The organism is Flagellimonas iocasae, from assembly GCF_042682725.1.
Classification (GTDB): Bacteria; Bacteroidota; Bacteroidia; order Flavobacteriales; family Flavobacteriaceae; genus Flagellimonas; species Flagellimonas iocasae.
Genome location: NZ_JBHUHU010000005.1, coordinates 441,439 through 465,919, shown reverse-complemented (window position 1 = coordinate 465,919; position 24,481 = coordinate 441,439). Strand labels below are relative to the sequence as shown.

Annotated in this window: 25 protein-coding genes; 11 read left to right on the top strand and 14 right to left on the bottom strand. The window is 44.3% G+C overall.

All coding sequences use genetic code 11. The features are described from left to right. Nucleotides 1-1,020 carry a MobB family relaxase gene (gene mobB, locus ACFSJE_RS16140; protein ID WP_379831899.1) on the top strand — a complete coding sequence of 340 codons (1,020 nt, stop codon included), beginning with the start codon at nt 1-3 and terminating at the stop codon, nt 1,018-1,020. Between the two features lie 10 nt (nt 1,021-1,030). Beyond that, complete coding sequence (locus ACFSJE_RS16135) at nt 1,031-2,617, top strand: type IV secretory system conjugative DNA transfer family protein (RefSeq protein ID WP_379831898.1); 1,587 nt, start codon at nt 1,031-1,033, stop codon at nt 2,615-2,617. Between the two features lie 20 nt (nt 2,618-2,637). Here the strand turns inward: ACFSJE_RS16135 and ACFSJE_RS16130 are convergent, their stop codons facing one another. The 5 genes from ACFSJE_RS16130 to ACFSJE_RS16110 all read right to left on the bottom strand — a co-directional run bounded on the left by ACFSJE_RS16130 (nt 2,638) and on the right by ACFSJE_RS16110 (nt 6,028). Continuing rightward, nucleotides 2,638-2,850 carry an AAA family ATPase gene (locus tag ACFSJE_RS16130; protein WP_379831897.1) on the bottom strand — a complete coding sequence of 71 codons (213 nt, stop codon included), beginning with the start codon at nt 2,848-2,850 and terminating at the stop codon, nt 2,638-2,640. Next, nucleotides 2,847-3,203, bottom strand: coding sequence for an AAA family ATPase (locus tag ACFSJE_RS16125; RefSeq protein ID WP_379831896.1), 357 nt, complete (start codon nt 3,201-3,203; stop codon nt 2,847-2,849). Before ACFSJE_RS16125 ends, ACFSJE_RS16130 begins: the two co-directional genes overlap by 4 nt. Before the next feature lie 35 nt (nt 3,204-3,238). Continuing rightward, nucleotides 3,239-4,309, bottom strand: coding sequence for a nuclease-related domain-containing protein (locus ACFSJE_RS16120; RefSeq protein WP_379831895.1), 1,071 nt, complete (start codon nt 4,307-4,309; stop codon nt 3,239-3,241). A 267-nt stretch (nt 4,310-4,576) separates the two neighbouring features. After that, a complete protein-coding gene (locus ACFSJE_RS16115) occupies nt 4,577-5,362 on the bottom strand; it encodes a hypothetical protein (RefSeq protein WP_379831894.1) in 786 nt (261 codons plus the stop codon). Between the two features lie 72 nt (nt 5,363-5,434). Further along, nucleotides 5,435-6,028 carry a hypothetical protein gene (locus ACFSJE_RS16110; protein ID WP_379831893.1) on the bottom strand — a complete coding sequence of 198 codons (594 nt, stop codon included), beginning with the start codon at nt 6,026-6,028 and terminating at the stop codon, nt 5,435-5,437. A gap of 149 nt (nt 6,029-6,177) precedes the next feature. On the opposite strand from ACFSJE_RS16110, the gene ACFSJE_RS16105 reads away from it, so the two are divergent. Together ACFSJE_RS16105 and ACFSJE_RS16100 are read left to right on the top strand one after the other, a co-directional pair. Next, on the top strand, nt 6,178-6,774 hold the full coding sequence (locus ACFSJE_RS16105) for a hypothetical protein (protein ID WP_379831892.1): 597 nt from the start codon (nt 6,178-6,180) through the stop codon (nt 6,772-6,774). Nucleotides 6,775-6,791: 17 nt separating this feature from the next. Further along, the gene (locus tag ACFSJE_RS16100; RefSeq protein WP_379831891.1) at nt 6,792-7,043 is read left to right on the top strand and encodes a hypothetical protein; all 252 of its coding nucleotides are present in this window, start codon (nt 6,792-6,794) and stop codon (nt 7,041-7,043) included. Between the two features lie 59 nt (nt 7,044-7,102). Here the strand turns inward: ACFSJE_RS16100 and ACFSJE_RS16095 are convergent, their stop codons facing one another. Genes ACFSJE_RS16095 through ACFSJE_RS16085 form a run of 3 tightly spaced genes read right to left on the bottom strand, consistent with a single transcriptional unit; the run spans nt 7,103 to nt 8,540 of the window. Then, on the bottom strand, nt 7,103-7,345 hold the full coding sequence (locus ACFSJE_RS16095) for a hypothetical protein (protein WP_379831890.1): 243 nt from the start codon (nt 7,343-7,345) through the stop codon (nt 7,103-7,105). Continuing rightward, on the bottom strand, nt 7,345-8,106 hold the full coding sequence (locus tag ACFSJE_RS16090) for an SOS response-associated peptidase (protein ID WP_379831889.1): 762 nt from the start codon (nt 8,104-8,106) through the stop codon (nt 7,345-7,347). Before ACFSJE_RS16090 ends, ACFSJE_RS16095 begins: the two co-directional genes overlap by 1 nt. A gap of 14 nt (nt 8,107-8,120) precedes the next feature. Beyond that, nucleotides 8,121-8,540: a hypothetical protein gene (locus ACFSJE_RS16085; protein WP_379831888.1), complete on the bottom strand. Its 420-nt coding sequence runs from the start codon at nt 8,538-8,540 to the stop codon at nt 8,121-8,123. A 98-nt stretch (nt 8,541-8,638) separates the two neighbouring features. Here ACFSJE_RS16085 and ACFSJE_RS16080 point away from each other — a divergent pair, with 98 nt between their 5' ends. Further along, a complete protein-coding gene (locus ACFSJE_RS16080) occupies nt 8,639-8,926 on the top strand; it encodes a hypothetical protein (RefSeq protein ID WP_379831887.1) in 288 nt (95 codons plus the stop codon). A 360-nt stretch (nt 8,927-9,286) separates the two neighbouring features. Here ACFSJE_RS16080 and ACFSJE_RS16075 read toward each other — a convergent pair whose 3' ends face one another. Beyond that, nucleotides 9,287-9,595 carry a helix-turn-helix domain-containing protein gene (locus tag ACFSJE_RS16075; protein ID WP_379831886.1) on the bottom strand — a complete coding sequence of 103 codons (309 nt, stop codon included), beginning with the start codon at nt 9,593-9,595 and terminating at the stop codon, nt 9,287-9,289. Between the two features lie 774 nt (nt 9,596-10,369). Here ACFSJE_RS16075 and ACFSJE_RS16070 point away from each other — a divergent pair. From ACFSJE_RS16070 to ACFSJE_RS16060, 3 genes are read left to right on the top strand one after another with little or no spacing between them, the layout of a single operon-like run. Then, on the top strand, nt 10,370-13,393 hold the full coding sequence (locus tag ACFSJE_RS16070; protein WP_379831885.1) for a SusC/RagA family TonB-linked outer membrane protein: 3,024 nt from the start codon (nt 10,370-10,372) through the stop codon (nt 13,391-13,393). A gap of 28 nt (nt 13,394-13,421) precedes the next feature. After that, on the top strand, nt 13,422-14,789 hold the full coding sequence (locus ACFSJE_RS16065) for a RagB/SusD family nutrient uptake outer membrane protein (RefSeq protein WP_379831884.1): 1,368 nt from the start codon (nt 13,422-13,424) through the stop codon (nt 14,787-14,789). Continuing rightward, nucleotides 14,776-17,094 carry a zinc-dependent metalloprotease gene (locus tag ACFSJE_RS16060; protein WP_379831883.1) on the top strand — a complete coding sequence of 773 codons (2,319 nt, stop codon included), beginning with the start codon at nt 14,776-14,778 and terminating at the stop codon, nt 17,092-17,094. Before ACFSJE_RS16065 ends, ACFSJE_RS16060 begins: the two co-directional genes overlap by 14 nt. Before the next feature lie 37 nt (nt 17,095-17,131). On the opposite strand, the gene ACFSJE_RS16055 is transcribed toward ACFSJE_RS16060, so the two are convergent. The 5 genes from ACFSJE_RS16055 to ACFSJE_RS16035 all read right to left on the bottom strand — a co-directional run bounded on the left by ACFSJE_RS16055 (nt 17,132) and on the right by ACFSJE_RS16035 (nt 20,464). Beyond that, entirely contained in the window at nt 17,132-17,410 is a 279-nt protein-coding gene (locus ACFSJE_RS16055; protein ID WP_379831882.1) for a DUF6520 family protein, read from the bottom strand. 58 nt (nt 17,411-17,468) lie between these two features. After that, nucleotides 17,469-18,593, bottom strand: coding sequence for a hypothetical protein (locus ACFSJE_RS16050; RefSeq protein WP_379831881.1), 1,125 nt, complete (start codon nt 18,591-18,593; stop codon nt 17,469-17,471). Further along, nucleotides 18,590-19,036, bottom strand: a complete 447-nt coding sequence (locus ACFSJE_RS16045; RefSeq protein WP_379831880.1) for a MauE/DoxX family redox-associated membrane protein — start codon at nt 19,034-19,036, stop codon at nt 18,590-18,592. The genes ACFSJE_RS16050 and ACFSJE_RS16045 overlap by 4 nt, the downstream gene beginning before the upstream one ends. 84 nt (nt 19,037-19,120) lie before the next feature. After that, entirely contained in the window at nt 19,121-20,056 is a 936-nt protein-coding gene (locus tag ACFSJE_RS16040) for an AraC family transcriptional regulator (RefSeq protein WP_379831879.1), read from the bottom strand. Between the two features lie 18 nt (nt 20,057-20,074). Next, nucleotides 20,075-20,464, bottom strand: coding sequence for a DUF7793 family protein (locus ACFSJE_RS16035; RefSeq protein WP_379831878.1), 390 nt, complete (start codon nt 20,462-20,464; stop codon nt 20,075-20,077). 195 nt (nt 20,465-20,659) lie between these two features. Here ACFSJE_RS16035 and ACFSJE_RS16030 point away from each other — a divergent pair, with 195 nt between their 5' ends. From ACFSJE_RS16030 to ACFSJE_RS16020, 3 genes are all read left to right on the top strand, one after another. Continuing rightward, nucleotides 20,660-23,065 carry an aminotransferase class I/II-fold pyridoxal phosphate-dependent enzyme gene (locus ACFSJE_RS16030; RefSeq protein ID WP_379831877.1) on the top strand — a complete coding sequence of 802 codons (2,406 nt, stop codon included), beginning with the start codon at nt 20,660-20,662 and terminating at the stop codon, nt 23,063-23,065. A gap of 12 nt (nt 23,066-23,077) precedes the next feature. Then, nucleotides 23,078-23,917, top strand: a complete 840-nt coding sequence (locus ACFSJE_RS16025; protein ID WP_379831876.1) for an RteC domain-containing protein — start codon at nt 23,078-23,080, stop codon at nt 23,915-23,917. 283 nt (nt 23,918-24,200) lie between these two features. Then, nucleotides 24,201-24,479, top strand: a complete 279-nt coding sequence (locus ACFSJE_RS16020) for a helix-turn-helix domain-containing protein (protein ID WP_379831875.1) — start codon at nt 24,201-24,203, stop codon at nt 24,477-24,479. The last annotated feature ends 2 nt before the right edge of the window (nt 24,480-24,481 follow it).

Here is a 24,481-nt window from a genome sequence, read left to right as displayed (position 1 = left end):
ATGTACATTGCCATCACAAGACAACATTTGGGAGATAACTATCATGATGGTGCCAGTGATTTTGTCAATTATCTGGAAAAGGAGAACGAAGGGAAGGCCCCGGAAGATCAAGAATTGTTCTTTAACCAGACCGAAAATGACATTGATGTCCAGCGGGTCATTGCCGAGATCGATGCCAATACCTCCAAACTCAGCAAGAAAGACCCCAAATTCTATTCCATCATGGTCAGTCCCTCCCAAGCCGAGCTCAAACATATCGGGAATGAGCCCGAAAGGTTGAAACAGTATACCCGGGAACTGATGAAGACCTATGCCGCCTCCTTCTATAGGGAGAAGGAAGTTTCAGTGAAGGATGTGCTGTATTTTGCAAAGTTGGAAAGGGAAAGGGTCTATTCCGAAAAGGACAAAAAAGTCAAGGAGAACCAGGCCTATGCCAGTAAGATCCTGGAACTGCAGCACCAGATCAGGGCCATCAAAGAGGGACGGGAGCAAGGGGACATGGCCAAACTTCAGGAAAAAATACAGGTGTTGGAAACAGAGGCACCCCATAAACAGGATGGCAAGCGCATCGTTCCCGGGATGGCCAAGGAAGGCCACCAGAGCCATATCCATATCATCGTAAGCCGAAAGGATGTGACCAATTCCCACAGCCTCTCCCCAGGATCCAAGTTCCGTACCTCGGAGACCATCCTTAATGGGGAGAAGGTCAAACAGGGTTTTGATAGGGATAAGTTCTATCGGGCTGCGGAAAAGAACTTTGATAAACAATTCGGCTATCGAAGGAATTTTGTGGAGACGTACCATGCCCGGAACCTTCTCGACAAGGATCCCAAGCAATTCTTTGCGGCCCTTTTGGGCTTGCCCGCCAATGAAAAACAGGCTGCCAGGCAATTGTTGTTCAAGGCAGGGGTAAAAGTGCCCAGTATTCCTGTCAACAAGGCACAGTTGGCCTATAAGGCCATGATGAAACTCAAGAAAGGCATTGGAAAGGCCATGGAATCGGGATCTATTGGGATTTAAAACCAGCGGTATGGAAGTTTTAGGATGGAATTGGATAGTAGTTTGTTTGGTGATAGCGGGAGGGATTTCCTATTTGGCCAATAGGTATGTCAAATATGGGTTTGTGATTTGGGTTTTGGGAATAGTTCTTTTGGCCATGGCCAATGGTTTACTATTGGGATGGGAGGGTCTAATGAGAGAATCGTTGACCCTTTGGCTGCCCATACTTTTTGTACATGCGGTCATCTATGGTTTGGTGGATCATTACAAATCGGATAAGAATCCTTCCAAAGTCTTTGAAGTGAAAATGAAGGTAAGGGGCAGGACATTGGTATTGGGGAACATCCGGCGAGGAGTGTCCGTGATGGCTTCAGCAGGGAGTGGAAAGACCGAAAGCGTCATCTATAATTTTTTGAAGCATTTTCAAAAAGAGAACTTCTCAGGGGTGATCCACGATTACAAGGATTTTGAGATTACCGAAATGGCCTGTCCCTTATGGGAAGGGGAACAGATACCTTTTCAAATTGTTTCCTTTGGTCCCATATATAACCGGGTAAACCCCATCGATCCCAAATACCTGCCCGACGAGGAAAGTGTGCACGAGGTGTCCCGGGTGCTATTGGAGAATTTGATGGAACATCGGGACTCGGATGAGAACAGTACTTCCCGCTTCTTTAAGGATGCTGCGGAGGGTCTGGTCAGTGGACTCATATGGCGATTGAAGACCGATTACCCACACTATTGTACCTTACCCCATCTGATGGCCGTGTTCCAACAATTGGCCACAAAAAGCTTAATCAAATTTTTAAAGGGGAATCTCACCTCCCGGGCCATGGCGGATGCCTTTATCAGTGGTATTGGTTCCGAACGGCAGACCGCCGGGGTATTGAGCACCTTGGCCAATGGTTTTAAAAAGATCAGTACCCGAAAGATTTTCATGGTGCTTTCCAAAGATGAGATTTCCTTGGATATCAATAATGAAAACAATCCATCGGTCATTGCCTTGGTGAACAATCCCCAAAAGGATGCTTCCCTTTCGCCAGTAATTGCAACCATTATCCACACCATTTCCAAACAGATGAGCCAACGCAACCGAAAACCCTCCTTTATGTTGTTGGAAGAAGCTTCGACCTTACGATTGTTGAACATGCACCGGATACCCGCCACACTCAGGAGTTATGACATCGTGAGTGTGTATGTGCTACAGGACAAGATCCAAAATGATATGATGTACGGGGAGAAGGCCAGTAAAGCTATACTTTCCAATCTGTCATATCAGTTCTTTGGGAAGGTGAATGACCCGGATACGGCCCGATACTATGAGCGCTTTTTTGAACTGGTCAAGATACCGACCCGGAGCGTGAGCAAGAGCTCGGGGTTGAACCTGGAGCGACGGATCACGGAAGGGGAGAAGGAGGTGTCCAAACGAAGGGCAGAAGTATTTTTTCGGTTGAGACAGGGGGAGTTTGTGGTGTTCGCTGATGGGAAGGATCGGAAGGTCCGGTTTCCGAGGCCAGAGATTAAAAGGGGGTTGCCCAAGCCTATGGGGATTTCAGAGTTGGAACTGGAGCAGCATTATTTGAAGGTGCATCATGATATAGGGATGATTTTTAAATGAACAGACATATCTAAATTGCTTTAATTGTTCTTGATGAAATCCAATATAAAGTCAACCCTTTTATTGACGGGTACTTTGGGGACTTCCACAAGGTCATATTGATACCCCCGATAGGTTTGGATCATCTTGTTATAAGTGAATACGGCCTCGTTCCAATCCTGTTTCCGTTGTTCGTCAGTATGATAGATTTCCTGCCAAGGGGGTAAAATGAAAACATAGGGGTTATACCTCATGTTTCCACTAAGGTTTTCATTTCCTGTTCTATGGGAGTGTCCTCAAGGGCGGCGTAACACAGGGCATCCAAAAAGCCACGGTCGAAGAATATAGGGTCGCTTCCGTTGGTGCCATTAATGGTTTGTTCAAAGCTTTCAACAGAACTTTGGAACATCAACTCCATGTATAATTTCTTGTTTTTCCAGGGAATGGCTTCCCCGCCCATGGCCTGTTGTTCCTTGATGAGTTCTCGGGCAATTTCCGGAACGACTGGCATACCCCTCTTTTTAAGTTCCTGTAGAAGGGTGGTCTTGCCAACGCCGGGGCCGCCTGTGATTACGTAATAGGGAATATGGTCCTTTCGGTTTTTCAAAAGAGGTTTGGGTTGGTGTTTAATGCTAAATGTTTTTAGCCTTTTAGTTTCAACAAATGGTCGGCAATAATACGAACTTCTGTGGAATCAAAAATGTGTTCGAAACGGCAAATGTAACCATTAAGTTCGTGTAGTGTTTTGATGGCAACATGCTTGAACCTTTCTTTGGGCCTATGGTGAATCATTACTACAATGTTGTAAACGGGCAAATTCCGCTGCCCCCAATGATGTGGTTTGAGCACAATATTGGTAGTTTTTTTGCTGTTGAGCAGGGTATATATAGCAAAATTGGCCCGCTTTATCTGTTTTACTGGTGAACGGAGGTCATACCGTTTTAGTGACATCTTACTCCAGTTCTTGGTCTCAATGATGAATACCCCTGCCTGGGTGACTAAAAGGTGGTCGATTTGGACACTGTGAATAAGGTCGTTTTGCCTTTTGTTGTAGATGGGTTTTTCGAAGGTAAGTGAGAAATCATTGATGAGTACACAATCATCTATGAGCTTTTCGAGTTGCTTCGCCACTAAATGCTCTCCAATGGCTCCAACTATCAGGGGATACAAGCCATCTGCCACAGATTTGATATGTTCAAGTTGTTTGAACTTTGGCCTGCAGCGTTCTGAGATTATTGCTTGTCGGTTTGTGCTAAGTGTATTTGCCTGTTCTAAGACGGAGGACAGTCGAGTTTTGGAATCCCGAGTACGGAGATGTACTATGCTGCCAAAGCTTTTTATCAAGACAAACCTGTAGGCGAGCAAAGCCTGCTGTTGGTACCAATTGAGGATATCCAAAACCGCATTCTTGGCGGGGTGGGATAGGGTCGAACACTTGACTTTTAATTGGGAGATTTTAGTGTTTAGTTTGGTTTCGATTTTATTCTTTAGTTCCGCATGTTCCTTTTGAAGAAGAGCCCCTTTGATTTGGAGGGATTTAAGTTCCTGGTCGAATTCATTCTCGATTTTGAAGAACAGTTCCTCTTTTTCATTGTCATAGTTTTCGAGGAATGTATTGACCTCACCAGTAGAATTGAATCGGGTGATACCTTTTTGTTCCAAGGTTTCTCGGATTCGTTTTAAGGACTCTATTTGACCGTGGATGCGTGTCATGGTGAGTATTCTTATAAACGTTCTGGCATTAAAGTTAGTATAATGAAATTGTCAGTTTAATCCCCCTTTAATATTTCTAAGTAATATTTTCTATGAATGAACCAATATTTTAATAATAGGATACTCAGAATGGCTGCTAATTGATAGTGTTTTTTTTTTAATTTAAGGAAGATTTATAGTTGAATTTCTGGAGGTACCACAGCAAACCCCCACAACCACAATGGTTATGGGGCTTTTGTTTTTTGGTTGACAATTATAAATTCTTTTCTAATGATTTGACCGTTGATTAAAATAAAGATAATCCCAGTCCAACAACTTTTTTAGATTTGCAGTTATCAAACCGTAGTTTCCCAAATTATTGACATCTAGGATTTCAATTTCTTTGCATAGCTGGTCTTTAAAAAGTTCATAAAGCAATGCGAAATTGGTATACTCAACCATTTTAATGATTTGATGGAAATAAAAGCTTCGTACTCCCTCTTCTAAATCACTTGATTTGATTTCTTCAATCAGCTTAACGATAGCACTTGATTGCCCCACTATATTGAAGATAGAGTTTCTTACATTTTCATTGATGATATCTTTGACCCTGTCATCAGGATATTTATGACCATCATCCACTTCAGTAGAATATGAACCTTCGACATTTTTTAGAAATCGATCACGATTATAATACAGACGTATCCAATTATCAATATGATATGAATGCTTAACCTGAAAACGTTGGTCCAAATTATTCTCATAAACTTCTTCCTTGACCATATTAAAAAAATTGGTGATATAGTTGAACCTGTTTTCTTTGTTCAATAACTTATTCGCTCTTATTTGTTCGCGGAAGGATATAAACACCAAGAACGCAGCTAATAGATTGATAAACGGTGCTGTTATTCCACCTATGGTATCACCAATTACGCCACTTCTTTCGTCAAAACTTACCCATCCAGTAATTTTGGCGAAAATTATTGGGCTAAAAACAATGAAAAGAAGATAGACAATCAATAAATATAGGAGTCTACGATTGATTGTAATTTTGATGTTTTTATTTTCTCTCATAATAATTAAATAAGCAATCATCTGTGGGATAATAAATACTCCGGTGACAGCAGCTAAATCAACAGAATGAGATTAGTTCTTCATAGTATCAGATTCATAAATTGAAATCGTCAATTCGGCTTTTTTTAATTCATTCTTTAATTTTTTGATTTCATTTTCCAATTTTTGGCTTTGAACCTTACTTTCAATTACCTTGACATCAAATGGCGGTATTGGCGGTGGCTCATCAAATAATGGAATAATCACCGATGCCAGGAGTGTAATCATTGCAATGACAATAGAAATTATTGCTGTCCTATTTGCTTTAAAAGCCTGTTCCCGAGATTCCTTCAACTCAATGTAATCTACATATTGTTTTATAGCACTGCCTTTAAGGATGAAAGGGCTATGCATCACCTCATCATATCTTATTTGGTAACCTGAATCTACTTTTCGACCACTCAAAACAGCTTTTGCGTCATTAAAAAAAGTGTTTCTTCCACTCTGAGAAGGTAGGGCAGGATTACTGAAATTTTCTACCAACCACTGCAAAAAATTAAACTCTGCATGTCTATTCAATTCTTCGTCCAGTACTTCAGAAATTCCCTCCTTTAAATTTGCATATAATATACCATTCGGATGTTTTGAGCCGAGCTCAAGAGCTTTGATGAAGATATTGTTTTCCATTTTACCTTAATTATACCACTATATTGTAACCAAGATAATAAACTGATATATTTAAAGGAATTTCTTACGGATTATTGTAAACGAATGTAATTGGATAATGGAATTCAAAAACTAGTTTTTTATTTGGTTAACACTATACATCCAAAATAATGAATGAATTTTTGGGAAACATTTTTACTGATGGCGGTGAGCTAATCTTGGATTCTTTAATTGACAATGAAGTTGTTAAAGAGATACCGGTAATTGGTTCTTCAATCAACATTATCAAAGGGTTAAAGAGTATTCGGGACAAGATTTATCTCAATAAAGTAAAAACATTTATCGAAAAACTTGGTGACATTGACGACCAGCAAAAGCAAAAGCTCATCAAGGAATCCAAAAAAGACCTGAATAGCAGAGTAAAATTTGGAGAGGCTCTTTATACTTCTATCGAGCACAGTGATTCAATGGTAAAAGTAGAATATCTAGCCGTGGCCTTTGAAGCATTCCTCAGTGGGGATATAGAGAGCGATGATTTAAGGTTGATTTGTCATTCAATTAAAGCATGCTTCACAGATGAGCTCGTTGATATCGTAGAATGTGATCAAGTCAAATCTGATTTAAAGTATTTGGTTCCATCCGGTTTAGCCGAAACCGTCTACGGTGGAATTACAACCCATGGGATGCAAAGCGGACCAAACTATGGTTTATCCCCTACAGCCATTAATCTAAGAGAGGCTTGGAGAAAATATGGCAATAAAGGATGACATATCATTGATGTACGATGGAAATTAAATATCTAAAGATTTTCACTGATAAACAAGTTATTATTGAAACCGAAGATGGGACCAGGATAACTGGTATTATTGAAACTGCCGCCAATGACTTGGATGCCATTGAAAAACTATTACCTATCCAACGAGAGCACGAGGAAATCCTTATATCCGTGACGGATGGAACAAAAAATTCAACTAAAATTCTGGATGAAGCGCCCCTACGGCTGAAAGATATATTTTCAATTGAGATATTGGGTTGATTCTACAAACTGAACAGGTTTAAGGAAGGGTTCGATTGTTAACAATTTTAGTAGTCAATTTATGTTATGACAATTTTCCCTTCTATCAAATACTTTTCCAACTTCTTTCCTTCAACAAAAACCCCCATCCCCAAAATTATGTCACGTGTCACGCACATTTCAACCTCAACATAAAACTTGTTAATTGCATACAATCGATAAGAGCAATCAATAGATTTATAGGAAGTTAGGTATACCCCTTCATCCCATAGAACATCCCATTGTTCATCATTGTCCAATGCCAAATAATCGTACAGCTCCATCAGTATTCCTCTTTTACTCCTTCATATTCAAAATAATCAGTTGCCTCCGGTTGGTTTCCGATGGCATGTTTACCCCTTAACTTTCCAACGGTATGCGCTTGCATTCCGGATTCGGGAAATGGTATTAAAAGATCTTCGAGTACCTTTATATCAAGTTCGTCCTTGACCTCAATGAGCCATTTATTCTCCAATTCTTCGGGAAGTATAACCGGCATTCGTGGCCCTGTCAGTTTTGGGTTGTTATGTATCTCCGCCATCATATGATTCCCCTCGGTGGTGACAATGGAAAATGTATTCAGCACCTCCCCGGTTTCCGGTTCTGTCCATTCGTTCCACAGCCCTGCCAGTGATATGGGTTTTTTGTCCTTTCTTGAAATGTAATAGGGTATCGATTCCTTTCCGTGGTGGTGGTGTTCGTAGAACCCATCAATCTGTATGATGCACCTTTTATCCTTTGCGGATTTCTTAAAGGAGTTCTTATCAAAAATGGTTTCACCCCTTGCATTGAGTGTCTTGTTCCAAATATCTTTTTTATCCCTTGCCCAACTTGGAACCAATCCCCATTGAGAAACTGTAGGATAGTAAGGGTTCTCATTCGTATAAATAAACATTTTTGGATGTTGGAAACCGGATACATGGAAAAGCGGGAGATCGGTTTCTCTAGCCAGCTTTTCCTTAATCTCACGAATGGCATGCTCATCCCCATCCCGCATTGCCCTTTTCAATTGTGTCTCCAATTGAGCTTGTACATCATAGCACATACACTTATTCGGCCTTAGTTTTCTGTTGTGGTAACCGTAATGTTTATTGGCAAGCCCTTTTCTGGAAGGCCTTTGAACATAACAATGTAAATCTTATCCTTTTCCTCAAACATTTCAACAAATCTATCATATTCAGAAAGTTCAACCAATGTGGATATTGTAAAGGAAGAGCCATTGTTATCTTTTATTTTGATAAACCCTTGCTCTGTATCACTTATTACTTTCTTAAAAAAGAATCGAAAAAAAACAGGGGTGTTATCATTGGTTTTCGTTTCAAGCTGGATTTCTCTGTTGGCACTAAAATCGGTATCCGGAACTCCAATTTTAAATGTGTTGTAGACATATGTAATTTCTGATATTTCCTTATATCCTTGAAATTGTCCATAGAAAATAGAGCTATGTGTCAAACAGAATAAAAATAGTATTGGCCTCATAATAAAGTGTTTAGTTGTTGGTATCAAGGTAGTTATAAGTTTTAACAGTAGCAATATATTATTGAGTTGGCGATATTCCATATTTTTGGATATTATCCATGATTCAGGAAGAAAAATATCATTCAATTTGTCGTGAAGTACTCAAACGACATTATAACCAGTTCAGATTGGATATAAAAGATGATTTTTTCTATAATACCCCAGCTCGAGCCGAAACAAGGTTGTTGGATATGATCCGAAGTTTTAGATCAGATATGGAACGATTAGTACCTGTATCTCCAAATGACACAAATGCCCAGGTACTTAAAGAATCAATCCTTAATGAGTATATCCAAATTGCTAGAAAATATGGAAACCGTGTCAAGAAAAGAAGAGGTTTAGCCTAAAATAGTGCTCAATAATAAACCATAATGTCAACCATCTTATTTACATCAATAAAAACAGTGCTTACCAATGGCTTTTTTGGTGACGGGCGAAATTGAACCAATGGAATATGGCTCAATCCTTATAGATTGATTTACACCAGTTTTTACCAAAAATAAATTTTAGCTATTGGACTATCAGCAGATTAATTTAATTGGTATTGTAGCCCAATCTTTAGGAAAGGTTTTCTACAAAACTAACATAATTGTGAAGCTATTTTCTTATCGTTCAATAAATCTTTGGATCGGAGGTACTAAATGCAAGAATTTTCTAAAGATATGTAAATGCCTATGATTTGATTATCTCGATACGACATAGAATGTTTATGGACGAATATTTGTTCCATATTCCTTTTCGAATTCAGAAAAAAAATCTTCTAACGAATAGTTTTCAAATCTGCAAATGCTATAAATGGTTGTCATTGGAATATTGTAACCATCAGAATCCTTTATTTTACTTAGGGTTGAAGATGTTATTCCGCAACCGTCGGAATATTGGTTTTGAGATATTTCGATACCCTTTTGATTTGAAAATGGACTAAAGAATTTTTTAGTAATGAAATTGCATAAATACTTATTTACCAAAGCATTTATTTCTTTTAATTCGTTTTTGTTTGAACTATTTGTTGGCAACTTCAAGGATTTATTCAAAAAAAGCCGTTAACTAAAAATTATCTGTTCGCGTTGGCGAATGATTATTTATTTTTATTATATTGCCGTTGTTATTAAATAAATTTGCGATTCTTCGTATAGACAATATTTGAAGCTTTCGCTTGGAGTCTCAATCTGAAAACTGGTAATTTTTGCAACGAGACAATAAGCAGATTGCTCACGACCCGGGCGTGGGCTCTCTTATCGTTGCACGGTATACCAGTACCTCAGATTGATAAGTTGAGTTTCACGCCCAACTTGTTTCTTAGCGTTTGGTTTTCCTTATTCTTTTTCGATGTGTCGCTAACCTTTTTTGGTTTATGGGAAACACTTGGCAATTTTTTCATGTAGGGTTCACACCGTGTGCTTGTCCTGTTTTTGGGACATCGTATTCGGTGTTCGATATCCTGTTTAAAAAGAAGCCCAAGAACCCCATTTAATCCTTGATTATTGTTGTGGGATATACGTTGTACTTTTTCCGGTCTTTTTTATCCTTATTGTCCCATAGCTGACGCATACACTTTTGGGGTATCCGGCCCTATTACAGATTCATAGTCTCAATCAATTGGGAATTCTATCTCCAAGTACTCTCGCTGCTTGGACAGGATGGCCCATGTCTGAACATAGATGTCCTTAGGGAAGTTACGATTTTATGGTGATTTCTTGGGCAGTGTGCATAAAAAACCCTGGACAGGATGGTAGATGTCCAGGGTAATCCAATTAAAACTAACGCTTTAATCAAACGAACTCAAAATTATGAAGAAATCATTGAAACTTTTAAGCAGGAAATCATTGTTCCTGCTCTTTTGTCTTTTTTTATTGGTCTTGATTCCAGAGCAATTGATGGCAGGTAGGCCTATGGAGCTTCCACAGGCCATAATTACCGGTAAGATCGCCGATGGGAACGGCTTCCCGCTTGCCGGGGTAAATGTCATCGTGGAATCCACAGATCGGGGAACCATCTCCGATTTGGATGGCTCCTTTCGTATACAGGTGGACTTGGGGGAAACCCTGATCTTTTCAATTGTGGGGTTTAGGTCCCTGTATATGCCTATTGAAGGAACGGATTTCATCGATGTGGTCTTGGAGGAGGATGTGACCCAATTGGGGGAAGTGGTGCTCAATGCGGGCTATTATACGGTTTCTGAACGGGAACGTACCGGTTCGATAGAGAAGGTGGAGTCAGTGGCCATTGAGAAACAGCCCATCTCCAATCCCTTGGCCGCCCTTCAGGGTAGAATGGCCGGGGTGGAGATCGAACAATCCTCTGGGCTACCCGGTGCCAATTTCAATATTAGGATCAGGGGACGGAACAGTATCCGCTCTGATGGCAATGAACCCCTATACATTGTGGACGGGGTGCCCTATGCCTCCTCCAGTATCGGGGAGAGCCAGGCATCGATCGTTCTCCGGGGCGGTGCCATCAGTCCCCTGAACAATATCAATCCCTCCGATATTGAGAGCATTGAGGTGCTCAAGGATGCCGATGCCACAGCCATCTATGGGTCCCGTGGGGCCAATGGAGTGGTGCTGATCACCACTAAAAAGGGCAGTGGAGAGCGTACAAAGGTGGAGCTTGATGTATTGACCGGGATGGGCAGGGTCGGAAGTAGGGTGGATTTGATGGGCACGGCCGATTATCTGGCCATGCGAAGGGAAGGCTATGCCAACGATGGTGTGACCGAATATCCCGCTAATGCCTATGACGTCAACGGTACCTGGGACCAGGACCGAGAGACCGATTGGCAAAAAGTTTTCTTTGGAAAGACCTCCTACCTGACCAATGTGCAGGGATCCATTTCGGGAGGGGATGCCCAGACCCAGTTTTTGGTCAGTGGCAACTACCATGCACAGACGAGTGTATTTCCCGGGGACTATAAAAACGATAAGATCTCCGTGTTGGCCAATCTTGGCCATCGCACTCAGGATGGTCGGTTTTCAGTGCAGCTTTCCACAAGCTATACGGCCAATGGGAACCATCTGCCCGGTGACGGGTTTTTAGTGTCCGAGGCCTTTTCCCTGGCCCCGAATGCCCCAGAGCTGTATAATGACGATGGTACCCTGAACTGGGAGAATTCGACCTGGACCAATCCCTTGGCCAATTTTGAGAAGGACTATGAATCCAAGGCATCCACATTGATCAGTAATGCGGTATTGGGATACAAAATAGTGGGCCCTCTGGAGTTCAAGGCAAATCTGGGATATACGGAAAGCCACCTCACGGAGATCAATACAACGCCCTCTACCATATATGATCCCATATATGAAGCTGGACCTCGATTTTCGAGTCTGTTGCACAATAGGGGAAAGCGGGTATCTTGGCTGATTGAGCCCCAATTGGACTATGGCATTTCTTTCCATGAATTTACGGTAAAGGCATTGGTGGGCCTTACCTTTCAGGAACAGAAGAGTGAACGTTTGTCGCAGTTGGCCACAGGCTTTACGAGCAATAGGTTGATAGAGAACCTTTCGGCAGCCTCCGATTTTAGGATCTATTCCGATACGGACCAGCAGTACCGCTACCAGGCCGTTTATGGCCGGGTCAACCTGGGGTTAAGGGATCGCTATTATCTGAACTTGACCGGGAGAAGGGACGGATCGAGCCGTTTTGGGACCGACCGCAGGTTTGCAGACTTTGGTGCCATCGGTGTCGCATGGCTCTTCACGGAAGAGGAATTGATAGCAAAGGGTCTTCCCTTTCTGAGCTTTGGCAAGATAAGGGCCAGTTACGGTACCTCGGGGAGTGACCAGATCGGCGACTACCAATATTTGGACACCTATTCTTTGGGATCCCAAATGTATGAAGGTGTGAATGGACTTTCACCCACAAGGCTCTTCAACCCCGATTACAGCTGGGAGAACAACAAGAAACTGGAATTTGCCATCGATCTCGGTCTCTTTGGGGACCGAATCTTCATGAGTGGCAGTCATTATAGGAACCGTACCACCAACCAATTGGTGGGCATACCCCTTCCAGCGACCACTGGCTTTGCTTCGATCAACGGGAACCTTCCGGCCACAGTGGAGAACACGGGTTGGGAATTTGGACTGAACACGGTGAACATCAAGTCAGGTCGCTTCCGATGGGACATGTCCTTGAACCTTACCCTGCCCAAGAACCGTTTGGTGGCCTTTCCCGATCTGGAGAGTTCCACCTATGCCAACCAGTTGGTCATTGGGGAATCCCTGGACATTGTTAAACGCTATCAGTTTGATGGGGTGGATCCCCAAACGGGACTGTATAGCTTCAAAGACCTCAATGGTGATGGTGAGATCATGGCAGCGGACGATAGAAGAGTGATGGACTACAACCCAAAATACTATGGGGGATGGGCGAACCAGTTTTCATGGGGAAAGATGGACATTGAAGTACTCTTCCAGTTCACCAAACAAATTGGCCAGAATATCTTGTCAACGGGAACCTTCCCGGGGCGAATGGCCAACCAGCCCATGGAGGTGTTGGACCGTTGGCAACAGGTGGGGGACGATGCCGCTTTCCAGCGGTTTTCGGTGACCGATCTTGATGTCTACGCAGCCTTTCAAAGATTAGGTCAAAGTGATGCTGCGACCACTGATGCCTCATTTATCCGGCTAAAGAACCTATCGATAACCTATAGGGTGTTGGAAAAAGCGGAAAAGGGCTTTGGTTGTCGATTGTTCCTCCGGGGACAGAACCTTTTCACCTGGACGGATTATCTGGGCCTGGATCCTGAAACGGCGAACCCTTTGGCAATTCCCTCCCTGCGGATGTTGTCCATAGGAACGCACCTGACCTTTTAATTCAATATGAACAATGAAAAACAAAACGATGAAATCAATTACCTATAGCATTTTTGTTCTGGTGGCACTCTTGGTATCCTGTGAGGACTATTTGGAGATAGATCCACCAAAGAACCAATTGGCCGGGGAGAATATATTCACGGAAAGTACAACTGTGGACGGGGTCTTTGCCCATATCTATGCCCAATTTCGGGACCAAGCATTTACCAAAGGGAGCACCACCGGACTGTCCTATCTCTTCGGACACTATGCCGATGAACTGGACCATCTCAGTGAGGGTCAGCCCTTGACACGGAGCTATTACAACAACGGGGTATTGGCCACAGAGGGCACCGGTGATCTATGGAACGTATCCTATAACATTATCTATGACTGCAACCGTATCTTGGAAGGTGTAAACGGATCCAAATCCCTTGATTCGGCATTAAAGGACAGGTTTCTGGGCGAGGCCTATTTTGTGCGGGCATTTGTCCACTTTTATATCACCAATTTCTTTGGGGAAATTCCATATATCACCACCACCGATTATAGGGTCAACCAGAAGGTTGTGCGCGATGATGTGGAATCGGTCTATCAACACCTTGAAGAGGACCTATTGTTGGCAACTGAGCTATTGTCCGAGACATCAGGGGATGGCACGAACTTTCGTCCTAATCGATGGACTGCCGCTGCACTGCTGTCAAGGGTATACCTTTATCAGGATAAATGGCAATTGGCCCTGAATGAGGCAGAGCTGGTCATCGGTAACAGTGGGTATGGCCTTGAACCCAATCTGGACCTTGTGTTCCTAAAGGACAGCCCCGAGACCCTGTGGCAATTGGATACCGGAATGGAAGGGGAGAATACCGATGAAGCCGGAACCTTTGTCCCAGTGAGCGCCCCGCCATCCAATACGGCCTTGAACACTGCACTATTGGAGGCCTTTGAACCAGGTGATGCCCGAAGGGAGCAATGGGTGGGATCCATCACCGATGGTTCCCAGACCTGGTACTTCCCCTATAAATACAAGGAGCGTATGGCCACGGACCAGACCCAGGAATGTCCAATACTACTACGTTTGGTCGAAGCATATCTTATCGCGGCCGAGGCGAGTGCCCAATTGGGAAATTTGGAAGATGGATTGGACTATTTGAATGCCATCAGGGAAAGAGCCACTTTGGATGAGCTTGGGTCTATGGGTCGAGAAGAACTCTTGGAGGCAATATTACAGGAGCGACGGATAGAACTGTTTTCAGAGTTGGGCCACCGTTACTTTGACCTCAAGCGTACTGGTCGAGCAGATGCCGTGCTTGGTTTGCTAAAGCCCTTTTGGGACCCTACTGATATTCTGTTGCCCCTGCCTGAAGATGAATTATTGAAGAACCCAAAACTCTTACCACAGAATGAAGGCTATTGATAAAAAGAAAAGCAACACCATGAGCGGTGTATTTCGGCACATGAACCGTGAGTTTCTGTTTTCATGTATTGTTTGGTTAGCGGTCTGTCCCCTTTGGGGGCAGACCAATTTTGGCATCGATGCCCATTTGGAGGACGATCGCTTGTTACTGGAACTGGATGAAGAGGTCCTTGATACCCCCATGCACTTGGTACGACTAGGTGTGGGCTATCATCATATCCAGTGGTCCAGACAAGGGGATCATATCCTCCTCTCACTCTCACTGATAGAGTCACAGACCGGTACGCTCATTCCCCCGATTGTCCGGAAACCCAAGATCCATAAGCAATTGCTGGGAAGGTTTGATATCATCGCGGATAAGGGCCCGGACCATTCCGTGGTCATCGACGCCACCGACCTGTTCCTCAAGACCCATATCCAGTATGAATATTATGCAAAACAAAATGTAGTGGGTGAACTTTCATTTATCGATCAGGTGGATCGGTATCCCGATCAGTTGATCATACGCACGCAGCGTACCATTGAGGGGTCGGATGGTCGAAAGACAATCGATGCTGATTTTAGTCTATACCTGTTGCCGGAACCCATGGAGCCCCGCCTTTATGATCAACGTATGGCATTCAACAGCGAAGTGGTTGACATTAGGCTGGATCATGAGAACCAAACCTGGACCGGGAGCATTGAACGGTGGCGATTGGAGAAAAGAAACAGGTTCAATGGTTTGGCGACGCCAATCCAACCCATAGTATTCTATTTGGATTCACAAATACCTGACCCTTGGAGACCACATGTGAAGAAGGGAGTGCTCGAATGGTTAACGGCCCTTGAGGCTGCAGGGTTCAAGGATGCCATTGAGGTACGGGAAGTGTCCCATAATATGGTGCCGGGTACCGAACAACTCAAACGTACGGCCATGGTGCATTGGGATGTGGACGAGAAAATGTGGAAGAATAAGTCGGATGGGACTTCCCAGTGTTCAACGGTTCGCGATCAGCGCACTGGTGAGATTCTTCGGGCCGATGTGTATCTGGGCGGTTTGGAGCGGTTGGCTATGGAGTATTTTGTGCGTTGTGCACCTTTGGATTCAAGGGCCCAAAAGTTTCCGTTTCCCGAGGACCTGATGGGGGAATTGATTCAATCCGTGATTGCTCATGAAGTGGGCCATGCCCTTGGGTTACGGGATGGAAATTTCGGGGAGTATGCCTATCCTTTTGAGAAAATGCGAGATACACAATGGCTCAAACAGATGTCGCACGTACCCAGTATCATGAGCTATTCGCGACACCATCATATTGTACAGCCATCGGACAGTATCCCAACATCCCTGCTAATGCAGCGAGTGGGGCCGATGGACCTGTACCAGATCAAATGGGGATATCTACCTCTCGACAGTGGTCAAGGAGAACAGTATTTGGAACAGCTTGTGCGCTTACAGGATTCCGTCCCCTGGTACCGGTATAATTTTAAGAAGAGCCCTGCATTAGGGCCAGACAGTTCAGGAGAGGTGGGTGACAACGATGACCCAGTTCGCAGCATGGTACTGGCCCTTAAAAACTTGGAACGGGTCATGACGATGATCGCATCCATAGGTAAGGGGCAAAAAGATGATGACCTGCTCATGAACGTACATGAAAGGGCCATTGGACTCTGGTACCGGGAAATGGGTCATGTCCTCTCCATGGTCGGGGGATATACTGTCCAGCTCAAGAGTGGAGACCAAAATGGATGGGTCTATACCCCGGTTCCCATGGAGGAACAGAAACGGGCACTTACGTTCCTGTTGGAAAATGCCTTTGACCTGCCCCAATGGTTATCAAAACCCGCTTATTTGGGAAGGATCCATCATTCGACCGAATCAGATCAGTTACTCATTTTTCAGATAATATTGCTAAAGGAACTGGTGTCCGATAGGCGAATGCAACGGATGGAATTCATGGAGCGGGTCCATGGCCTTGAAGGATTGCCAGAACATGTTCTGGCCGAGGTTATGGAGGCCATGTTCAAGGAACTGGTCGAAAAAAAAGTAGTTGTGGGCAAACGAAGACAGACGCTTCAAAAGGCATTGCTTGGACAATTTGCCTATGCCGTTGAAGAAGAGGGCAGGGTGTTCAGTGAAAGCGATGTGTCGGGTAGAAGTCCTTATATATATACGCCGTTTTCCAAGAATATAATAGCTATTGAACTTCAGAAAATAAAGGAGAAATTGGAAAAAGGGATTAGGAAAAGCGGAGAATCGGCAACCAAAGGTCATCTGACACTCTGCAGAAGATACTGGAATGAAATAGGGGAGTATCTCGGAGAATAAGAAAAAGGAGCTTCATTTGAAGCTCCTTTTTTGTTTACTAGGGATTCTTGCTCAATACATAAGAACAGTGCGTTCCCAAGTCATCTCTAAAGACAGGTTTGTTTTCGAGACCATAAACGCAGTCCATGGCGCTTCCATCATGGCATTCCACCTCGACATCACCGCATCGATCATTGGGATTACCTGTTTCGATATAGGCAGTGATTGGGTCACTTACATCGGTATTGGATTCCTCCAAGACCGTAAAGGCACTAGCGGCTATGGCAAATAAGATGGCCATGGCCGGAATGGTGAATTTGATCATTTTTGTTTTCATCATTGTATATTTAAAATTATGATCTACTCTGTTCAAGGGTTTTCGATCTTACTCCCCGCTACGGGCCCGTAGTCTCTTTAAAGCTTATTTGTGGTGTTCGTTCGTTTTGATCGATGGATTTGGCTTCGAAATAGGTAGGTTCCAAGTGGTAGACGGTCAGTCTGTCATCGACCAGACCGATCAGGAGTCCGTTATCCACTATGAATTCACGGATTTTGTGCTTATTGATGTCGTAGAGGTAAAAACTGAACTCATAGGTTTGCTTCTCGGTATTGTACACATCGATGATGGCGGCCTGATCCAGCATGTCCTCACTTTCATTGCGGCCCAACCGGTCCGAACGTATCAGGACAAGGTCCTTGTACACGGTTGCGGTCTTGTTGATGATGGTGGGAGGGGCGCTCATTTGAAAATTTCGGTTGTTGTCCATAGGGGTGACTTGGATCTGTGCCTTTTCCACGGTATCAATGGTCCGATGCCGGACAACATGGTCCAAATTTTGATTCATGGTCAGGAACTCGTTGCGGTAATAGTGGACATAGCCCATGATATCGGTTCCATTTCCTTTTATGGGAATTCCATCAACATCGAACAGACCTTTGTTCTGGGCAACTAGAAGAGTGGTGTCTAATTTGACATGGAACCCATTTTTTTCCTCAATAAGCCCTAAAGTGGTTTTTTGCGATTTGGCAGAAATGGTACGGATAAAGATCTTATTGGAATCAATGGCAAGGGCTTTGTTGAAATACGCTTGCCCCGCCATCCAAGGGTACGCTTTCCAATCCCCGGTCTTGCCCCTAAGGATCAAGGGTATGGTCCCGTCCATCATAAAGAAATAGGGGGCGAGGACGTTTACCTTCAAGGAACGGTATTTTAGCTCTTTTGTGTTAGGCTCCAATCGGATATGACAAGTGTCCCTGGTGCTAGGGTTTACCTCCAGTATGTGCCATGGTGCGGTCCGGTTGCCCAGATATAACTTCTTATTGGAGCATCCTGCGATATAATAGGAATTGTAACCGAGATCGAGATCATAGTGCTTGCTGACCGGATGGGGCGGAAACCTTCTGGTAAAGGCATTGTTGCGGTGGACCTGTTTTTCTGAGGAAAGAAAAAGAAGGACGACCAAGGCTGAACAGACACTGATGGTTCCAAGGAGTTTGAAGTATATGTTTTTCGTGCTCATGATCGACTGGGTATTGAGGTAGGCTTTGTTCCCATGGTAAGAATGGCCAAAAAGGCCATAAGGATAAAGAACAGGTTGAAGATGATATGCTCTGTCCAGCCCAGATCCTCGAGGACGCCACCACAAGAACAGGGAACATAGTCACTGAAGTTGAGCACCAAAATGATATAGGTGGTGAACATGGTCATCAACCCCAGGGTGGCATATAGGGCCTTTGGCCGTGTGGTCTCCCAGAGTAACAGGAAGGCCAAGATATATTCCGTCAAGGGAACGAGCCAGGCCACCCAGTCCGCATAGGCCGTGAGAACTGGGGACTGTCCCAGTTGTATTTTGAACTGACGAAAGTCCCACAGTTTACTGGTGGCCGCATAGATGAACAAAATGACATAGAGTATACTGACCGAGTAGGGCAACCAGACCGTAATATATTTTGAACCTTTCATATCCTTTGTATCGATATGACAAAGTTCGGGGGTCCGATTTATTTGAAAGGGAGTTTTCCTTGTCCCAGAGGGAGTAAATGGGAACTATCGGGATGTTTCGCGCAATTCACTAGGTGATAGTCCATACTTGTCCTTAAAGGCCCGGGAGAAATGCGCTGGGCTCTTAAATCCCGTCATATGGGCAATCTGTTTCAGGGAAAGGTCGCTGTGCTGGATCAAGGTCCTGGTCTTTCTCAGACGCTCTTGGACCAGGCACCGGAATATGGTGGTGCCGTACAGTTGTTTGAAGCCATATTTGAGTTTGTACTCGTTGGTGCCCATTTGCAGGGCCAGGTCCTTCAGCTGGGGCAAATCTTTCTCCAGATTGTTCAGGATCATGTCATGAACATCCCTGATCATTTGGATGTCCCTTGGACCCAAGATAACCCTAGGTTCCTTGATGCCCTTAGCCACTTTGAGTGTTTTTTTGGGCAAGCCCGTTTCAAAGGGTTCCCCTTTGGAGAAGAAAACGGTGTCCAGCAGGATCTTTTGGCCGGTACCGTCAAGGGATTTGAAGATGGAGATATGGCAATCATTGGAAAGTATGAGGCCCTGATGGGTCATCAACTCCAAGTGGAGTACCGTTTCAGAACGTTCCCTTTTTAAGAGTTTAGGCAGCTTTTTGGCCCATTTCTTCCTGGAAGTCTCGGTCATAAGTTCGGTGATGGGTTTTCCAATGACTTCCTTGGGCAAGCAGGACAGGAGCGAGCAAGAACCATTGGTGACCATTTCAACGATGCCGTTGGCATCCATGAGCAGGGATAATTGTATGATGCACTGCGGGGTATGGTGGGCATTGGCAAAACCTTGGTGGACAAATGAGGCCCTGATCTCCTCGTTGACCATATTGAGCATGACCACGAGGGAGGCGATATTGTCATTCTTTTCCGAAGGCTCAAGGCTATAGAAAAAATTGCCCTTGGCCATTTCCAAGAGCATTTTATGAATGCGTTTTACCCTAAAATCATCACTGTTCGGCATGGGTCTGTGGTCTCAGGCTTATTCAGCATTGGTTTCTTCGATTCCCAGAAAGGCCAGGGCCTCGGATTTTTTTGTAAAGGAACGTGTCGGGACATTTTTGGGATGGGTCTCCAAATAGACCGAACTGATGACATCCGTTATCGGGGGATCGATCAAAAAGGCGATTGCACTTATCCACTGTGAGCCTTCCAGGGCAAGATAGTCCCTTGCCGGTTTGTTGATGTTGCGTACCTCTCGGATGTCACAGAGCACGGGCAATTCCCTTCCCTGTTGTAACTGCATCCGGTCTTTGACGATGATTTCGGCGGCCTTTAGGTCGATATAGGGCACCTTCTTGTAAACGATATGTAACAGATTATCGGTCAATAGGTAAATGGCATAGTTATTTTCATGTGTTTTTTTCATCATTTGAAAACTGGTTAGCTTTTCAATTTACAAAAATAGTGTCAATGGTTTTTTTGTAAGATGATGATTGCTTGTATGAAAAGGAGTTTTACTTGCCTAAAACGGAATAATGCTTGACTGAAACGGAGTAATATAATTTACTAGTTCATATAATCGTACAATTCCCATTACTTTTTACGACAATTCAAACCAAACCCTATGGCAAAGATCAAACACCACAATTTTTTGAACACCGTACATGAAGTGTTCACGGACGCCAAAAATGCAGGAGTGCTCCATCTGTATGCTGGCGGCAACTCCTTTTCTGGCAGGACCATTGAGATCGATGGTAGGGAACTGTACCATTTTGGGACCACGGGCTATCTCGGTCTGGAACAGGATCCACGATTGAAGAAAGCGGCCATGGAGGCCATCGATAGGTACGGCACCCAATTCCCATTGTCCAAATCGTATATTTCCAACCCTCTGTACAGCGAATTGGAGGATTCCGTCAAAAAGATGTTTGGGCACCCCATCGTCATCACCAAGAACAGCACCTTGGGACACATGGGGGTCATCCCCAGTGCCGTGGACGATGATGATGTGATCATTTTGGACCATCAGGTGCACTGGAGCGTACAGAATGCCGCCAAGATGCTCAAGACCCGGAGCGTTCCCATTGAGATGATACGGCATAACCATTTGGAAATGTTGGAGGACAAGATCAAGAAGTATCGCGATTCGAAAAGGCACATCTGGTATATGGCCGATGGTATCTACTCGATGTACGGGGACTATGCCCCGGTCAAGGATTTGATGGCGCTATCCAAGAAATATCCACAGCTCCATTTTTACTTTGACGACGTACATGGGATGAGCTGGGTGGGCAAGAACGGCACGGGCTATGTTTTGGACCAATTGGGCGAACTCACCGAGAACGTACTATTGTTCGGGACCCTGAGCAAGACCTTTGGGGCCAGCGGTGCGGTATTGGCCTGTTCAAATCCGCGATTGTACGACAAGATAAAGACCTTTGGCGGGCCGCTCACCTTTTCGGCCCAATTGGAACCGGCCTCCGTTGCCGCCGCCATGGCTTCGGCCCGAATACATCTATCTCCTGAGATATATGAACTTCAAAGGGAACTGCGGGAGCGTATCGACCATTTCAACAGTAGTCTGTCCGATACGGAACTGCCCTTGATCGATCAAAATGAATCCCCGGTCTTCTATATTGGAACGGGAATGCCCAAGACTGGGTATAATTTTGTGAACCGTCTGATGCGTGAGGGCTTTTTTGTCAACTTGGGCATCTTCCCTGCCGTTCCCGTCAAGAACACGGGTGTCCGAATCACCATTTCTCGGCATAACCAATTTAAGGAGATCAGGGCATTGGTAGAGGCCATGAAACACCATTTTCCCAAAGCCCTGGAGGAGACCCATACGAATGCGGAACGGGTGTTCCATGCCTTTAAACTGGAACCCCGGACCAGAAGCGTTCAAAAAGTTGTGGACAGACCAAAAATTCAAGTATTTGACTCCATCGGGCAAATGGACCGGGAGGAGTGGAACCGTTATTTGGGTGGACAAGGGGTATATGATTGGGACGGTCTGAAGTTCTTGGAAGGGGTATTTCAGGGAAATACCAAACGGGAACACAATTGGAGTTTTCGTTATGTGGTGATCAGGGACGAAAGCGGAGTTCCGATTTTAACGACCTTTTTCACTTTGTCCCTATGGAAGGACGACATGCTGGCCAATGCAAAGGTGTCGCAGGCCATAGAATTGGAACGTCGCAATGATCCCTACCATCTTTCCTCGCAGGTTCTTTCGATGGGATGTTTGTTTACCGAAGGGGGCCACATGTATTGGGACACTTCCCATAAATGGTCGGAGAGGGCACAGCACGTCCTCTTGGAGTGGATGGAGGTTCAGGAACGGACTTTAGGTGCCAAAATGACCGTATTGCGTGATTTTTCCAAGGAGACCCTTTGGAACGATATGTTATATGGCCATGGGTTCCTGAGGGTACGAATGCCCAGTTCCTGTGCCGTGCAACTTAAGGGTGTGGAATCCATAGAAACCTATGTGGATGGATTGTCTTCCAGGAACCGAAGGCATTACAGGAAGGATATACAGCCCTTTCTTGTACGGGCAAACAAACAGGTAGTCACAAAACTTCCCGCTTCACACTTGGAACAGGTCAAATCATTGTTCGAGGAGGTACAGGCCAGGAATTTGGGCCTGAACACGTTTTCCTTTCCCGATGCCCTGTTCGATTGGATGAACGAAGACCCGTTGTGGGAATTCATTTTGTTGGAATCACTTGATGAACCGGATAGGGTATTGGGGGTGATGTTCTGTTATAACAATACAGGTAAAGTCTATGTGCCGGCATTTGTAGGGATGGACTATTCTGTACTGGAGGAGTATGCAACCTATCGGCAGTTGTTGTACTGGACCATCGAACGTGCCATTGAACGGGGTTTTCCCAAAATTGATTTTGGGATGACCGCCGCCTTTGAAAAAAGAAAATTGGGGGCTGCCATACAGGATAGATACGCCTACCTCCAGACCGATGACAATTATATTTTGGAACTGCTCGGGGTCATGGAAGGCCAACATTGAGGGGAAACCGTCATGAAATACCAAAAGCTGCTATCGGAATTTGAGGCGCAATTGGATACCCTGGAAAGTGGGAACGGGGATGTCCTGTTCAAGGCGGAAAAGGGAATCGTCCTGGTGGAGAAGAGTATCCGGAAGCTGCAAAAACAGATTGCCGGCAAAACTTTCGGATGCCAAGCGGATGAGATATATTTCTTCAAGCACGTCAAGCCCCAGATATTCAGTAAACTTATTTATTATGTCAAGCTCTTCAATATCGAGAGCAAGCGTCCACGTGGGAAGAACCCCGCCCAGATCAAATACCTCCAGTACCAGATCGATAAGTTCCAGACCTTTTTCAATGACAACCTCGAATTCTATAATTATTACCGCCGTGGCGCCATGTCACTGGACGAACGGTATTTTGTCAGGGGCAATCGCGATCTGCGGCTTCCCCTCGAATCCTTTCACTTTTTGATCGATGACCAGTTCTCGACCTGTCAGGACGGTACCGTGGCCACGATTATGGCCTATGACATGCTCATCGTATACCTGAGAAAAGAGGTGGATGACCTGAACAATTCCCTCGAACCCCAAAAGAACACACCTATGGAAAAACCCTCTAAATTATTCTGGACCGGGAGCAAGACCGACCTGATCGAACTGCTCTACGCACTCCATGCCAGTAGTTCCATCAACAGTGGAACAGTTGACATCAAGGAACTGGCGTCCCATTTTGAACATTTTTACAATGTGGACCTCGGCAATTACTACCATACCTTTATCGACATACGCTCCAGGAAAAGTAGCAAGACCCGCTTTTTGGACAAGCTCATCGAAATGCTGAACCAACGGATGGATTCCTTGGATGAATGAGGTATATTTTTTCCCAAGTTGGTACCAACTTGGGAATTTTTGTTTTCGGTCTTTCTATACCTCGATTTTCACAACAACTATTTGATTTTGTTGGATATCATAGTTTAAAAACCTTCAAATAACACCCTATTTTATTTAAAAAAAATCGTTACCAAGTTGGTACCAACTAGGGATATTTTTCGAAAAAGCTTTTTCAGTTTTGTACTTGAAAGTCAAATCAGTGGAAGGGCCACCAAATGAAATTAAAGTAGTATGGTGGTCCTTCCTTTAAAAACACTAAACTATGGGAGCGACCATTATCACAACCGAAGATTTAAGAGAGTTCAAAATGGAACTATTGGATGATATCAAGGAGCTGATACAAAAGGAAAACGGGGAACACAACAAAAAATGGATCAAATCCAATGAGGTTAGGGAACTATTGGGCATTTCCCCAGGGACCCTCCAGAACCTCCGTGTCAACGGTACATTGCCCTATACCAAGATAGGCGGGGTTCTGTATTATGAGTACCATGAGATCATGGAAGTCCTTGAAAGGAACAAAATCCATAACCGAATCTAGGT

Excerpts from the sequence above, each read along its gene's own strand:
- mobB (WP_379831899.1), top strand. The coding sequence starts at position 1 with ATGTACATTGCCATCACAAGACAACATTTGGGAGATAACTATCATGAT.
- ACFSJE_RS16135 (WP_379831898.1), top strand. The coding sequence starts at position 1,031 with ATGGAAGTTTTAGGATGGAATTGGATAGTAGTTTGTTTGGTGATAGCG.
- ACFSJE_RS16130 (WP_379831897.1), bottom strand. The coding sequence starts at position 2,850 with ATGAGGTATAACCCCTATGTTTTCATTTTACCCCCTTGGCAGGAAATC.
- ACFSJE_RS16120 (WP_379831895.1), bottom strand. The coding sequence starts at position 4,309 with ATGACACGCATCCACGGTCAAATAGAGTCCTTAAAACGAATCCGAGAA.
- ACFSJE_RS16115 (WP_379831894.1), bottom strand. The coding sequence starts at position 5,362 with ATGAGAGAAAATAAAAACATCAAAATTACAATCAATCGTAGACTCCTA.
- ACFSJE_RS16110 (WP_379831893.1), bottom strand. The coding sequence starts at position 6,028 with ATGGAAAACAATATCTTCATCAAAGCTCTTGAGCTCGGCTCAAAACAT.
- ACFSJE_RS16105 (WP_379831892.1), top strand. The coding sequence starts at position 6,178 with ATGAATGAATTTTTGGGAAACATTTTTACTGATGGCGGTGAGCTAATC.
- ACFSJE_RS16100 (WP_379831891.1), top strand. The coding sequence starts at position 6,792 with ATGGAAATTAAATATCTAAAGATTTTCACTGATAAACAAGTTATTATT.
- ACFSJE_RS16095 (WP_379831890.1), bottom strand. The coding sequence starts at position 7,345 with ATGGAGCTGTACGATTATTTGGCATTGGACAATGATGAACAATGGGAT.
- ACFSJE_RS16090 (WP_379831889.1), bottom strand. The coding sequence starts at position 8,106 with ATGTGCTATGATGTACAAGCTCAATTGGAGACACAATTGAAAAGGGCA.
- ACFSJE_RS16085 (WP_379831888.1), bottom strand. The coding sequence starts at position 8,540 with ATGAGGCCAATACTATTTTTATTCTGTTTGACACATAGCTCTATTTTC.
- ACFSJE_RS16080 (WP_379831887.1), top strand. The coding sequence starts at position 8,639 with ATGATTCAGGAAGAAAAATATCATTCAATTTGTCGTGAAGTACTCAAA.
- ACFSJE_RS16070 (WP_379831885.1), top strand. The coding sequence starts at position 10,370 with ATGAAGAAATCATTGAAACTTTTAAGCAGGAAATCATTGTTCCTGCTC.
- ACFSJE_RS16065 (WP_379831884.1), top strand. The coding sequence starts at position 13,422 with ATGAAATCAATTACCTATAGCATTTTTGTTCTGGTGGCACTCTTGGTA.
- ACFSJE_RS16060 (WP_379831883.1), top strand. The coding sequence starts at position 14,776 with ATGAAGGCTATTGATAAAAAGAAAAGCAACACCATGAGCGGTGTATTT.
- ACFSJE_RS16055 (WP_379831882.1), bottom strand. The coding sequence starts at position 17,410 with ATGAAAACAAAAATGATCAAATTCACCATTCCGGCCATGGCCATCTTA.
- ACFSJE_RS16050 (WP_379831881.1), bottom strand. The coding sequence starts at position 18,593 with ATGAGCACGAAAAACATATACTTCAAACTCCTTGGAACCATCAGTGTC.
- ACFSJE_RS16045 (WP_379831880.1), bottom strand. The coding sequence starts at position 19,036 with ATGAAAGGTTCAAAATATATTACGGTCTGGTTGCCCTACTCGGTCAGT.
- ACFSJE_RS16040 (WP_379831879.1), bottom strand. The coding sequence starts at position 20,056 with ATGCCGAACAGTGATGATTTTAGGGTAAAACGCATTCATAAAATGCTC.
- ACFSJE_RS16035 (WP_379831878.1), bottom strand. The coding sequence starts at position 20,464 with ATGATGAAAAAAACACATGAAAATAACTATGCCATTTACCTATTGACC.
- ACFSJE_RS16030 (WP_379831877.1), top strand. The coding sequence starts at position 20,660 with ATGGCAAAGATCAAACACCACAATTTTTTGAACACCGTACATGAAGTG.
- ACFSJE_RS16025 (WP_379831876.1), top strand. The coding sequence starts at position 23,078 with ATGAAATACCAAAAGCTGCTATCGGAATTTGAGGCGCAATTGGATACC.
- ACFSJE_RS16020 (WP_379831875.1), top strand. The coding sequence starts at position 24,201 with ATGGGAGCGACCATTATCACAACCGAAGATTTAAGAGAGTTCAAAATG.